Annotated in this window: 10 protein-coding genes; 5 read left to right on the top strand and 5 right to left on the bottom strand. The window is 64.1% G+C overall.

The window, feature by feature from the left end; genetic code table 11:
• Together JOY90_RS21815 and JOY90_RS21810 are read right to left on the bottom strand one after the other, a co-directional pair.
• On the bottom strand, positions 1–210 hold a 210-nt coding region (locus JOY90_RS21815), incomplete at its 3' end, for an NAD(P)-binding domain-containing protein (RefSeq protein ID WP_291693183.1).
• Between the two features lie 17 nt (positions 211–227).
• The gene (locus tag JOY90_RS21810; protein WP_291693182.1) at positions 228–3,074 is read right to left on the bottom strand and encodes a bifunctional transaldolase/phosoglucose isomerase; all 2,847 of its coding nucleotides are present in this window, start codon (positions 3,072–3,074) and stop codon (positions 228–230) included.
• A 123-nt stretch (positions 3,075–3,197) separates the two neighbouring features.
• Between JOY90_RS21810 and JOY90_RS21805 the strand changes: the two genes are divergently transcribed.
• The 4 genes from JOY90_RS21805 to JOY90_RS21790 all read left to right on the top strand — a co-directional run bounded on the left by JOY90_RS21805 (position 3,198) and on the right by JOY90_RS21790 (position 8,360).
• Positions 3,198–3,374: a hypothetical protein gene (locus JOY90_RS21805; RefSeq protein ID WP_291693181.1), complete on the top strand. Its 177-nt coding sequence runs from the start codon at positions 3,198–3,200 to the stop codon at positions 3,372–3,374.
• Positions 3,375–3,579: 205 nt separating this feature from the next.
• Positions 3,580–5,523, top strand: coding sequence for a PrkA family serine protein kinase (locus JOY90_RS21800; protein ID WP_291693180.1), 1,944 nt, complete (start codon positions 3,580–3,582; stop codon positions 5,521–5,523).
• A 13-nt stretch (positions 5,524–5,536) separates the two neighbouring features.
• On the top strand, positions 5,537–6,814 hold the full coding sequence (locus JOY90_RS21795; protein ID WP_291693179.1) for a YeaH/YhbH family protein: 1,278 nt from the start codon (positions 5,537–5,539) through the stop codon (positions 6,812–6,814).
• Between the two features lie 10 nt (positions 6,815–6,824).
• A complete protein-coding gene (locus JOY90_RS21790) occupies positions 6,825–8,360 on the top strand; it encodes a SpoVR family protein (RefSeq protein WP_291693178.1) in 1,536 nt (511 codons plus the stop codon).
• Between the two features lie 12 nt (positions 8,361–8,372).
• On the opposite strand, the gene JOY90_RS21785 is transcribed toward JOY90_RS21790, so the two are convergent.
• Positions 8,373–8,819, bottom strand: coding sequence for a DsrE family protein (locus JOY90_RS21785; RefSeq protein WP_291693177.1), 447 nt, complete (start codon positions 8,817–8,819; stop codon positions 8,373–8,375).
• Positions 8,820–8,984: 165 nt separating this feature from the next.
• Here JOY90_RS21785 and JOY90_RS21780 point away from each other — a divergent pair, with 165 nt between their 5' ends.
• A complete protein-coding gene (locus tag JOY90_RS21780; RefSeq protein ID WP_291693176.1) occupies positions 8,985–10,352 on the top strand; it encodes a TMEM143 family protein in 1,368 nt (455 codons plus the stop codon).
• Positions 10,353–10,500: 148 nt separating this feature from the next.
• Here the strand turns inward: JOY90_RS21780 and JOY90_RS21775 are convergent, their stop codons facing one another.
• The gene (locus tag JOY90_RS21775) at positions 10,501–11,556 is read right to left on the bottom strand and encodes a 2-oxoacid:ferredoxin oxidoreductase subunit beta (protein WP_291693175.1); all 1,056 of its coding nucleotides are present in this window, start codon (positions 11,554–11,556) and stop codon (positions 10,501–10,503) included.
• Positions 11,553–12,898: 2-oxoacid:acceptor oxidoreductase subunit alpha (locus tag JOY90_RS21770; protein WP_291693174.1), on the bottom strand; the 1,346-nt coding region annotated here is incomplete at its 5' end. The genes JOY90_RS21770 and JOY90_RS21775, both read right to left, overlap by 4 nt.

The following is a 12,898-nucleotide window of genomic DNA, read 5'->3' as shown; positions in this document are numbered from 1 at the left end:
GCCCGCCGGCAGCATGACCCATGCGGTCCGCGGCTTCTCGAGCTTGCCGACGAAATCCTCCAGCGCCTTGGCGCCCGTGGCGCCGTCGGCGGCGAGCGCCGCCACCGCCTTTTCGTCCTTGTCATAGACTACGGTGGTGTGTCCATGCTTCATCAGCCGGCGGACGATGTTGCCGCCCATCCGCCCGAGACCGATCATGCCGAGCTGCATCTTCGCTTCCTCAAACTCTAACCAAGCGCTTGTGTGATCGCGGCATCGAGCCGCTTCAGTCCCGACTTCAGGTCGCCCTTCAGATGGACGCGGAGCGCGCGTCGTCCGCGCTCCGTCAGCACGTCGAAATCGCCGCGTGCCTGCGCCGCCTTGATGATCCCGAAGCTCGCCTTCTGGCCGGGGACGGGAAGGTCCCTGGCGTCGTCGGCGGTGATCTGCAGGAACACGCCGCTATCGGGGCCGCCCTTGTAGGCCTGTCCGGTCGAATGCAGGAAGCGCGGGCCGAACCCGGTGCAGGTCGCGACCTTGCGCGCATCGCGCAGCTTCAGCCGCATCTCCTGCAGCGCGTCGATGTGATCGGCGTCGCGCTCGACATAGGCGAGCAGCGCGGCATAGTCGTCGGCATGGATGCGGCCAAGATGCGCCTTCAGCCATGAATTGAGGTCGCCGTCGGCGCCGGCCTTGCGCAAGGCTTCGGCATTGGCCTCGTCGGTATAGAGATCGGCCTCGTCGGTCGACATCGCGGGCCGCTCCGCGGGCAGGGCGCCGGTCTTCTCGAACGAAGCGGTCAATTCGCGGGTCTTGATCTTGGCGCTCTCGACATCCGGCTGGTCGAACGGGTTGATGCCGAGAATGGCGCCGGCGACCGCGGTCGCGAGCTCGAAGCGGAAGAACTCCTGGCCGATATGGTCGATCGACTTTATTACGATGCGGACCACGGGATGGCCGGCCGCTTCCAGCGCGGCAAGCTTCTCGTCATGCGCGGCGTCGTCCTCACCCTCGGTGCGGATGTCGATGAAGAAGCGGTCGCGGCCGTAGACCTCGGGCGCGCCGAGCGTCTCGCCGTCGACCGGGATCAGCCCCTTGCCTTCCTTGCCGGTCGATTCCGCGATCAACTGCTCGGTCCAGGCACCGAAATCGGCGATCTTGTTCGATGCCAGGATGGTCACCTTGTCGCGGCCTTCGAGCCCGGCGAGGCCCATGGCAAGCCCGAGCTGGACACCGGGATTCTCGTGCGGCGGCACGTCGGCGCCGCAGGAGCGCACCATGGTCAGCGCATGGTCGACCAGCGCGCGGACGTCGATGCCGGCGGTCGCGGCGGGCACCAGGCCGAACGGCGACAGCACGGAATAGCGGCCGCCGATCGTCGGTTCGCCATGGAAGACGCGCGCAAAGCCTTGCTTGGCGGCGGCTTTCTCCAGCGATGAGCCGGGATCGGTCACCGCGATGAAGCGATGGCCGGCCTGGTCCTTGCCGATCGCCTTGGCGACGCGGTCGAAGAAATAATCCTTCATCGCGTTCGGCTCGGTCGTGCCGCCCGACTTGCTGGAGACGATGAACAGCGCCTTCTCGATGTCGATCTTCTGCTCCATCGCGCGCACCTGCGCGGGATCGGTGGAGTCGAGCACATGAAGCCTGGGGAAGCCGCTCTTCCTCGGGAACGTTTCGGCCAGCACTTCCGGCCCGAGGCTCGAGCCGCCCATGCCGAGCACGACCGCATCGGAGAAGTTCTGTCCCTTCACGCGCCGCGCATAGTCTTCGTAGTCGGCGACATCGGCCTCGGCGGGACTGTCGAGCCAGCCGAGCCACTTGTCCTCGTCGCTTCCGGTCCAGACCGACTTGTCGTGCTGCCAGAGCCTGCGGATCCTGGCCGTCGCGCGCCATTCCTCGGTGCTCTTCTCGACCGCCCTGCCGAGCTCGCCGTTGAGCGCGAGCGTCTGCGCATCGACGTCGGCGCCGAGCACGGCTGCGCGCTTGTGCGCGACCGCGCCATAGAGCTTGTCGGCGGCGTCGGCGAACTGCTTGACGCCGTCCTTGACGAGCTCCTCGGTGATCGCATCGAGCGAGACGCCGGATTTTTCCAGCTCGGCGAGCACCTGCCGTGCTTCCTCGACATTCTCTTCCAGACTGTCGCGGAGCTTGCCATGATCGCGGAACGCCTCCAGCGTCGCCGGCGGCATGGTGTTGACGGTATCGGCGCCGATCAGCTCCTCGACATAGAGGACATCGCTGTAGTCCTTGTTCTTGGTGCCGGTCGAGGCCCACAACAGCCGTTGCGGCTTCGCACCCTTGGCCGCGAGCTTGTCCCAGCGCGCGCCGGAGAACAGCCGCTTGTAGTCCTGATAGGCCAGCTTGGCGTTGGCGATCGCGACCTTGCCTTTCAGCGCGGTCAGCCGCTCCTTCTCGGTCGGATCGTTCGCCTTGGCGATCTTGTCGTCGAGCTGCTTGTCGACCATGGTGTCGATGCGGCTGACGAAGAAGCTCGCGACGCTCGCGACATGCGAGGGATCGCCGCCGTCCTCGACATATTTCTCCAGCCCCGCAAGATAGGCTTCCGCGACATCCCGGTAGACGGTTTGCGCGAACAGCAGCGTGATGTTGATGTTGACGCCTTCGCCGATCAGCCGCTCGATCGCGGGCAGGCCGTCCGGCGTGGCCGGCACCTTGACCATCAGGTTCTTGCGCTTGACCCCCTTCCAGAGCCGCCGCGCTTCCGCGACGGTGCGCTTGGTGTCCATTGCGAGATAGGGCGAGACCTCCAGGCTGACGAAGCCGTCGTTGCCCTTCAACTCGTCATAGACCGGGCGCAGCACGTCCGCCGCATGCTGGATGTCCTCGATCGCGAGCCCTTCGAACAGTTCGGCGACCGGGCGGTCGGCCTTCCTCAGCGCCTTGCCGATCGGCGCGTCGTATTCGTCCGACGAGCCGATCGCCTTCTCGAAGATCGAGGGGTTGGAGGTGACGCCCTTCACGCCGTCGGCGCCGATCAATTTCTTCAGCTCGCCCTTGGCGACGAAGCCGCGCGCCAGGAAGTCGAGCCAGACCGACTGGCCGTGCTGTTCGAGTGCTTTGACAGGATTCATGGCTTTCTTCCGTTCGAGCTGATTGATCCCGTGTGCAGTTCTGGCGGGCACGACACCTCGTCAATGAATCGCTCGAAGGCGCCGTAAAATTGTCTACGCTCACTTCGAGACAACCATATTCACATGATGTCGATTCTCGCCGGCGGCAAGCGCATTGCAGCAATGATCGAAAGGGCCTCGATTCGCCCCGGAACCCGGCCAAAACAGCGTCAAATCCGCTTCAGGGCCATTTTCCCCCGGGATGGTACCGGGCTCCCGCTTTTGTTGTTTTCACGTTACATTGATAGGGAATCAGTGTGATCTGATGTTGGTTCGCCTACAAAATAGGCAAATGCCTGTTCGTAACTCGCAAGCTGCCTCGATTGTGCATTGCGCAAAGAAGTCTGCCCAGTGTCCAATCAATCTAATTTGCTTGTGTCGATTCGAATGTGGGGGCGTTGGACATAGCGGTCACCGTCACCAATAGTATTCGGGAGGCCAAGCCGACCATATGCGGAGAGAGGTCATGTACAACGATTCTCTGTTCAACGCGTTCGCTAGATCCTTCGAGGCTCGAAGACAGAGCGACATGTCGATGACGGAATATCTCGAGTCATGTCGAAGCGATCCGATGAAATACGCGAACGCGGCGGAGCGACTGCTAGCGGCGATCGGTGAACCCCAGATGATCGACACGGCCAAGGACGCCCGCCTTGGCCGTATTTTTTCCAACCGTACGATTCGAACCTATCCCGCCTTCACCGGCTTCTACGGCATGGAGGAGACGATCGAGCGCATCGTCGGCTTCTTCCGCCACGCCGCGCAGGGGCTCGAGGAGCGCAAGCAGATCCTCTATCTGCTCGGTCCGGTCGGGGGCGGCAAATCGTCGCTGGCCGAGCGGCTGAAATCGCTGATGGAGGTGCATCCCATCTATGTGCTGAAGGCCGGCGACGAGTTGAGCCCGGTGTTCGAGAGCCCGCTGGCGCTGTTCGACCCCGAGGCGCTGGGGCCGATGCTGGAGGAGAAATACGGCATTCCGCGCCGCCGCCTCACCGGGCTGATGTCGCCCTGGTGCTACAAGCGGCTCGAAGCCTTCGGCGGCGACATCTCGCAATTCCGCGTCGCCAAAATCCAGCCTTCGCGGTTGCGGCAGATCGCGGTCGCGAAGACCGAGCCGGGCGACGAAAACAACCAGGACATCTCCTCGCTGGTCGGCAAGGTCGATATCCGCAAGCTCGAAACCTTCGCCCAGAACGATCCCGACGCCTACAGCTATTCGGGCGGGCTGAACCGCGCCAACCAGGGCATTCTCGAATTCGTCGAGATGTTCAAGGCGCCGATCAAGATGCTGCATCCGCTCCTGACGGCGACCCAGGAAGGCAACTATATCGGCACCGAGAACATCGGCGCGATCCCCTTCACCGGCATCGTGCTGGCGCACTCCAACGAGGCGGAGTGGCAGAGCTTCAAGTCCAACAAGAACAACGAGGCCTTCATCGACCGCATCTGCGTCATCAAGGTGCCGTATTGCCTGCGCGTCACCGAGGAGCAGAAGATCTACGAGAAGCTGATCCAGGGCTCCGAGCTCGCCGCCGCGCCCAATGCGCCCGGCACGCTGGAGACGCTGGCGCGCTTCTGCGTCATGTCGCGGCTGCGCAAGCACGACAACTCCACTTTGTTCGCCAAGATGAGGGTCTACGACGGCGAGAGCCTGAAGGAATCCGATCCCAAGGCGCGCAGCGTGCAGGAGTACAGGGACGCGGCAGGCGTCGACGAAGGCATGGACGGCACCTCGACGCGCTTCGCCTTCAAGGTGCTGGCTGCGACCTTCAACCACGACACTGCCGAGCTCGCCGCCGACGCGGTTCACTTGATGTACACGCTGGAACTCTCGATCCGCCGCGAGCAATTGCCCGAGGAAGTCGAGAAGCGGTACCTCGAATTCATCAAGGCCGAGCTCGCGCCGCGCTATGCGGAGTTCATCGGCAACGAGATCCAGAAGGCCTATCTGGAATCCTACGCCGATTACGGCCAGAACCTGTTCGACCGCTACGTCGACTATGCCGACGCCTGGATCGAGGACCAGGACTTCAAGGACCCCGACACCGGCCAGCTCATGAATCGCGAATTGCTCAACCAGGAGCTGACCAAGATCGAAAAGCCGGCGGGAATCGCGAACCCGAAGGACTTCCGCAACGAGATCGTCAAGTTTTCGCTGCGGTCGCGAGCGCAGAATAACGGCAAGAATCCGGGCTGGACGTCCTACGAAAAGATTCGTGAGGTGATCGAAAAACGGATATTCTCCCAGGTGGAAGACCTGCTTCCCGTCATCTCCTTCGGCTCGAAGAAGGATGGCGAGACCGAAAAGAAGCACGGCGAGTTCGTCGCGCGCATGGTGGAGCGAGGCTATACCGAGCGTCAGGTGCGCAGGCTCGTCGAGTGGTACATGAGGGTGAAGCAGGCTGGTTGAAACGGATGACAAGGTGGCCATTCACATCATCGACCGGCGGCTGAACCCGGGAAGCAAGAGCCTCGAGAACCGGCAGCGGTTTTTGCGCCGTGCCAAGGCGCTGGTTCAGGGCGCGGTGAAGAAGTCCTCGCAGGATCGGGACATCAAGGACGTCCTGGAAGGTGGCGAGATTTCGATACCGCTCGATGGGATGGATGAGCCGCGGTTTCGACGCGAAGGCGGCACCCGCGACATGGTGCTGCCCGGCAACAAGAAATTCGTCGAAGGCGACGTGCTGCCACGCTCCGGTGAGGGGCGCGGTCGCAAGTCCGCGCCGGGCGAGGGCGACAGCGAGGACGCGTTCCGCTTCGTGCTGAGCCGCGACGAATTCGTCGATCTGTTCCTGGACGATCTCGAGCTGCCCGACTTGGCCAAGCGCCGCCTGGCGCAGACTGAGACCGAGGGGATCGAGCGCGCCGGCTATGCCACGTCGGGCTCGCCGGCCAACATCTCGATCAGCCGCACCGTCCGCCTCGCGCTGGCGCGGCGTGTTGCGCTGCGGCGGCCGCGGCCCGAGACGATCGCCGAACTCGAGGCGGAGATCGCCGAGAGCGAGGAGCCGCGCCGCAGCGAGCTGATCGCCGAGCTCGAGGCGCTGAAGGCCAAGGCGAACCGGATTCCCTTCATCGACCCGATCGACATCCGCTACCGCCGGTTCGAGACCAAGCCGAAGCCGGTCGCGCAGGCGGTGATGTTCTGCCTGATGGACGTGTCGGGCTCGATGTCCGAGCACATGAAGGACCTCGCCAAGCGCTTCTACATGCTGCTCTACGTCTTCCTGAAGAAGCGCTACCGCCACGTCGAGATCGTCTTCATCCGCCACACCGACCGCGCCGAGGAGGTCGACGAGGACACGTTCTTCCACGGACCGGCGTCCGGCGGCACGCTGGTGTCGAGTGCGCTGGAGGCGATGCACGAGATCGTCCGCGAGCGCTTCCGCCCGGCCGACTGGAACATCTACGCGGCGCAGGCTTCCGACGGCGACAACTCGACCTCGGACGGCGAGGTCGTCGCCCGGCTCCTGACCGACAAGATCCTGCCGGTGTGCCAGTTCTTCGCCTATCTCGAGGTCGGCGATGCCGGCGGGCACTCCTTCGAGATGCCGGACTCCTCGCTGTGGAGCCTGTACGAGCGGCTGCGCGGCGATGGCGCGCCGCTGTCGATGCGCAAGGTCAGTGACCGCAGCGAGATCTTCCCGGTATTCCACGATCTGTTCCAGCGCCGCGGGAAGAGCGAGAAAGCCGCCCCATGAAAGCCGTCTCATGAGTGAGTTGTTGTATCACGGCGCGGATTGGGATTTCGTCACCTTGCAGCGCATCCACGATACCTGCGAGGAAGTCGCGAAATCCGAGCTCGGGCTCGACGTCTACCCGAACCAGATCGAGGTCATCACCGCCGAGCAGATGCTCGACGCCTACGCCTCGGTCGGCATGCCCCTGTTCTACAAGCACTGGTCGTTCGGCAAGCACTTCGCCTTCCATGAGGCCTCCTACCGCAAGGGGCTGATGGGGCTCGCCTACGAGATCGTCATCAATTCATCGCCCTGCATCTCCTATCTGATGGAGGAGAACACCGCGACCATGCAGACGCTGGTGATCGCGCATGCGGCGTTCGGACATAATCATTTCTTCAAGAACAACTACCTGTTCAAGCAGTGGACGGACGCCGACGGCATTCTCGACTATCTCGAATTCGCCAAGAGCTATGTCGCCCAGTGCGAGGAGCGGCACGGCCGGCTCGCCGTCGAACATACGCTCGATGCGGCGCATGCACTGATGTCGCACGGCATCGACCGCTATCCCGGCAAGAAGAAGCTCGATCTGCGCGAGGAGGAGCGGCGAGCAGGGCAGCGCCGCGCCCATGAGGAGGCTGTCTTCAACGATCTGTGGCGCACGGTCCCGTCGGGGCCGGCCAAGAGCAAAACCGTGCTCACCGCGGAGCGGCGTCGGCGTCTGCTCGGCCTGCCGCAGGAAAACCTGCTGTATTTCCTGGAGAAGACCGCGCCGCGGCTGCAGCCCTGGCAGCGCGAATTGCTCCGCATCGTCCGCCACGTCGCGCAGTATTTCTATCCGCAGAGCCAGACCAAGGTGATGAACGAGGGCACCGCGACCTACGTCCATTACCGCATCATGAGCCGCCTGCACGAGAGCGGGCGCATCTCGGACGGCAACTTCCTGGAATTCCTTCAGTCGCACACCAACGTCGTGTTCCAGCCCGAGTTCGACGATCCGCGGTTTTCGGGCTTCAACCCCTATGCGCTCGGTTTTGCAATGATGCAGGACATCGAGCGCATGGTCGTCAATCCGGACGACGAGGACCGCGAATGGTTTCCCGAGATCGCAGGCAGCGGCGACGCAATGGGCGTGCTGCGCGACGTCTGGGCCAACTACCGCGACGAGAGCTTCATCGGCCAGTTCCTCAGCCCGCGCCTGATCCGTCAGCTGCGGCTGTTCCATCTGCATGACGACCCCGCGGAACGGGCCGGCATCCTGGTCGACGCCATCCACAACGAGCGCGGCTATCGCCGCATCCGACGCGAATTGTCCAGGCAGTACGACGTCGGCTACATCGACGCCAACATCGAGGTGGTCGATGTCGATCTCGCCGGCGACTGCCGGCTGATGCTGCGCCACACCGTGGTGAAGGGTTCCCAGCTCAACGAGACCGACACCAAGCGCGTGCTGCAGCATCTCGCCGATCTCTGGAGCTACGACGTGTCGCTGCAGGAGATCGACGTCCACGACAAGGTGCTGAAGGAATACATGCTGCACCCGCGCCCGCTGGCCGCGGCGGCCTGAGGCGAACGGGCTTCACGGCCTGATGTAGAGATAGCCCTGCGCCTGCAACTCGGCGATCCGCACCACGCCGCCCTTTTCGGCGGCGACGAAGCCCGGCAGCAGGTCCTTCAATGTGAGGTTCTGCGCCCGCATGGAGTTGCCGCAGGCGGCGAGCTCATAGCCGGCTCTCGCGAGCTGGACGACGGGGCCGGTGATGCCGGGATGCGCGGCGCTGGTCTGGAACGCCCTCAGTGCCGGACCGTGCACCACCAGCGCGATGGTGACGTTTTCCGGGCCGCCGACGCCGTCGACGTGGTTGCCGATATTGACGAGCACGAAGTTGGCGCGATCGAAATCGCTCAGATGGTAGACCACCCTGAGCTTGCCGGTCGTGGCGGGCGCCGCGGCATCCGCGCCGGAGGCGGTGAAGAACGCGCCGATCGTGGAAATGGCCGCCTGCAACATGTTGCGTCGATGCATGGCACTCTCCAGAAATAGGCTCCGCAACGTGAATAATGGAGCGCAGCCTGTCACTTATGCCGGATCGCGGCAAGCTTCTTGCGGTCAATGACGAGGGTCGGCGTGTTCGGGTGGCTTCAGTGTTGCAAGCACGCTATATTCATTCCGTAGAAGTACGGACATGGATTGACGTTCGCCATGCTGACCCGGCGCAATCTGCAAGCGATCGTCGAATCCACGGCGCCCACGAACGAAGCGTCCGGCGGGGTGGCCGCGCCGGGACAGCGGGAGCGGTTCATCCCGGTGCGGAAGTCGGATCTCGTCGAAGCCCTCGTCGCCCGCCGTGGCTTGGCAAGCGAGGAGGAGGCAGGCCTCCGCCGACTGGCTCACGCGCTCGGCGCGATCTTCCATCAGCGGTATTTCGATGAGCTCGACCGGCTGCGCGAGGCCTATTTCTATTTCGACCCGGAGGTCGGCCCCGAGGCCCGCCGTGCGGCGGCCGATCTGGAGGGAGCCTATGGCATGCTGCGCGACGAGTTCGTCCGCGTGCTCAACGAGGCCAACTTCGTCGAGATCCCGCATCAGGAGATCGTGCGCGCCTTCGGCGAGCACGCGCTCGTGCGGGTGAAGATCAAGGTGCCGCTCGAGGATTACCGCGACATCCGCATGTTCCGGCGCGGCGATCACAAGCAGACCGTGGATGTTCCCTACCTGTTTGGCCTGCGCCGCCGCCGGCTCGAGATCGAGGTCTATGACGACGTCGTGCTGATGGTGGCGAAGAAGCCGGAGGAGGACGTCTCCGACGGCCCGCCTCCGGCGCGCGCCGGTTTCTGGCGGGCCAGAAAGCAAAAGCGCAAGCATCGTCTCCGCGCGGGAGCCGTGCTGTTCAAGTATTTCCGCCACATCGCGCGCGGCGACCTGGAGGCGCTGTTTCCCAATGCCCGCGTGGTGATGAGCCTGACCGACCAGTTCACGCTCGGCGTGCCGGCGGTGGTCGGCGGCGTGCCGATCCTGCTCAAGCTCGCATCGACGCTCACCGTGCTGTTTGCCGTGCTCGGCTTCTATCTCGGGCTGAGCGGCGCGCTGCACGACAACGACACCCAGCAGGCGCTGGCCGCGCTTTCGGGGCTGTTCGCGCTCGGCGCCTTCGTGCTCAGGCAATGGGGCAATTTCCACCGCCAGTCGCTGATCCACCAGAAGCAGGTCACCGACAACATCTACTACCGCAACATCAACAACAATTCCGGCATCTTCCACTACATCATCGGCGAAGCCGAGGATCAGGACTGGAAGGAAACCCTGCTGGCGTATTTTTGTCTCCTGACGGCGCCGTCGCCGTTGTCCGGGGCCGCGCTCGGCGCGCGGGTCGAGGAATTGCTCGTGGAGCTGTTCGACATCCATGTTGCGTTCGGCGCCGACGACGGGCTCGCGAAGCTCAGGTCGTTCGATCTCCTGCGCGAGGATGGCGGCCATCTCGCGGTGCCACCGCCGGCCGAGGCGCTCGCGCAGCTGGAAAAGGAGTGGGCGGGGTTGCTGTCTGCGAAGGCGTCGTAGTTTCGTAGGGTGGGCTAAGGCGCGAAGCGCCGTGCCCACCATTCTCTCGACAGCTTTGCACGCAATTGGTGGGCACGCTGCGCTCAGCCCACCCTGCAATTCTACGTCATTGCGAGCGCAATGACTCCACCCAGGCAGCCGCCCGTTGCTACCGCAAGCTCGCGTTGATCTTGTCGAGCACGGCGGAGCCGGGGCAGAGGTCGTCGGCTTCCAGCGTGTTGAGCGGGGTGTCCACCGTGTTGAGATGGGTGTGCAGGTCTTCCGAGTCGGGATCGACATAGAGCAGGCCGGTGACGATCTGGCCCTTGGCGGCGTGCTTGGACAGGAACGCCATGGCGCCGACGCGGTCGTGCGGGTCGTAGTCGGCGTCGAGCTTGCGCAGTGCCAGCCTCGAGCCGTCGTGCTGCTCGACCACCTGCACCGTGCCGGGTGCGTAGTCGACCGTGATCGGCTCGCGGCCGGTGAGGACGTCGAGCCGGTTCACCGCGTCGTTGTGCTCGCGGACGTAATCGAAGCTCTTGGTCGAGCCGGCGTGATTGTTGAAGGCGATGCAGGGGCTGATCACGTCGATGAAGGCGGCGCCCTTGTGCTGGATCGCGCCGGCGATCAGCGGCACGAGCTGGTCCTTGTCGCCGGAGAAGCTGCGCGCGACGTAGCTCGCGCCGAGCTGCAGCGCGATCGCGACCAGGTCGATCGCGTTGTCGGTGTTGAGCACGCCCTTCTTCGACTTCGAGCCGCGGTCGGCGGTGGCCGAGAACTGGCCCTTGGTGAGGCCGTAGACGCCGTTGTTCTCGACGACGTAGGTCATGTTGACGCCGCGCCGGATCGAATGCGCGAACTGGCCGAAACCGATCGAGGCGGAGTCGCCGTCGCCGGAGACGCCGAGATAGATCAGCTCGCGGTTGGCGAGGTTGGCGCCGGTGAGCACCGACGGCATGCGTCCGTGCACCGAGTTGAAGCCGTGCGAGCTGCCGAGGAAATAGTCCGGCGTCTTCGACGAGCAGCCGATGCCCGAGATTTTCGCCACCCGGTGCGGCTCGATCGACAATTCGTAGCAGGCCTCGATGATCGAGGCCGTGATCGAGTCGTGGCCGCAGCCGGCGCACAGCGTCGAGATCTTGCCCTCGTAGTCGCGATGGGTGAAGCCCAGCGCATTCTTCTTCAGGGCCGGATGATGGAATTTCGGTTTGGCGATGTAGGTCATGACACGGCCTTGCGCAGCGGAGTTACCTTGAGACGGTCCTGGTGGTCGCCGATCGCCTTGGCGATGAAGCGCGCGGTGATCGGCGTGCCGTCGTAGTGCAGGATCGGGATCAGGCGGATCGGATCGATGCCGTTCTCGTTGACGATGAGCTGGCGGAGCTGGCCGTCGCGGTTCTGCTCGACCACGTAGATGAAGTCGTGCTCGGCGATGAAGCTCGCGACGCTGGAATGGAACGGGAAGGCGCGGATGCGCAGCCGGTCGAGCTGGTGCCCGCGCGCTTCCAACAGCCCGATCGCCTCGTCCATCGCCGGCGCGGTCGAGCCGAAATAGATCACGCCGTACTTGGTCGGCCTGGCCGCATTGGCCTGCAGCGGCCGCGGCACCAGATCCTGCGCGGTCTCGAACTTGCGCACCAGCCGCTGCATGTTGTCGGCGTAAACCGGACCTTCCTCGGAATAGCGCGCGTAGCGGTCGCGCGAGGTGCCGCGGGTGAAATAAGCCCCCTTGGTCGCGTGCGTGCCGGGATAAGTGCGGTAGGGGATGCCGTCGCCGTCGACGTCGAGATAGCGGCCGAAGTCGCGGCCCTCATCCAGCATTTCGGCGGTCATGATCTTGCCGCGGTCATACTGCTTGGCGTCGTCCCATTTCAAGGGACGGCAGAGCCGATGATTCATGCCGATGTCGAGATCGAGCATCAGGAAGATCGTGGTCTGCAGCCGCTCGGCGAGATCGAAGGCGGCGGCGGCGAACTCGAAGGCCTCCGCGGGATCCTCGGGGAACAGCAGCACATGCTTGGTGTCGCCGTGGGACGCATAGGCGCAGGCGATGATGTCGCATTGCTGGGTGCGGGTCGGCATGCCGGTCGACGGGCCGGCGCGCTGCACGTTCATGATCACGGCCGGAATCTCGGCGAAGTAAGATAGGCCGATGAACTCGGTCATCAGCGAGATGCCGGGGCCGGAGGTGTCGGTGAAGGCGCGAGCGCCGTTCCAGGAGGCGCCGATCACGATGCCGATCGAGGCCAGCTCATCCTCGCCCTGCACGATGGCGTATTTGGCCTCGCCGGTCTCAGGATCGTGGCGCAGCTTCTTGCAATGGCTGGTGAAGGCGTCTGCCAGCGAGGACGACGGTGTGATCGGGTACCAGGCGCAGACCGTGGCGCCGCCATAGACCGCGCCAAGCGCCGCGGCGTTGTTGCCCTCGATGAAGATGCGGTCTCCGACCTTGTCGGCCTTCTTGATCTTAAGACCGATCGGACATTTCAAGTTCTGCAGCGCCCAGTCGCGCCCGAGATGCAGCGCGTGGACGTTGGAGGAGAGCAGCTTCTCCTTGCCTTTGTACT

The sequence above is a fragment of the Bradyrhizobium sp. genome (assembly GCF_019242285.1).
Lineage (GTDB): Bacteria > Pseudomonadota > Alphaproteobacteria > Rhizobiales > Xanthobacteraceae > Bradyrhizobium.
This window is presented reverse-complemented; position numbering and strand designations above follow the sequence as displayed.

Excerpts from the sequence above, each read along its gene's own strand:
- JOY90_RS21810 (WP_291693182.1), bottom strand. The coding sequence starts at position 3,074 with ATGAATCCTGTCAAAGCACTCGAACAGCACGGCCAGTCGGTCTGGCTC.
- JOY90_RS21805 (WP_291693181.1), top strand. The coding sequence starts at position 3,198 with ATGATGTCGATTCTCGCCGGCGGCAAGCGCATTGCAGCAATGATCGAA.
- JOY90_RS21800 (WP_291693180.1), top strand. The coding sequence starts at position 3,580 with ATGTACAACGATTCTCTGTTCAACGCGTTCGCTAGATCCTTCGAGGCT.
- JOY90_RS21790 (WP_291693178.1), top strand. The coding sequence starts at position 6,825 with ATGAGTGAGTTGTTGTATCACGGCGCGGATTGGGATTTCGTCACCTTG.
- JOY90_RS21785 (WP_291693177.1), bottom strand. The coding sequence starts at position 8,819 with ATGCATCGACGCAACATGTTGCAGGCGGCCATTTCCACGATCGGCGCG.
- JOY90_RS21775 (WP_291693175.1), bottom strand. The coding sequence starts at position 11,556 with ATGACCTACATCGCCAAACCGAAATTCCATCATCCGGCCCTGAAGAAG.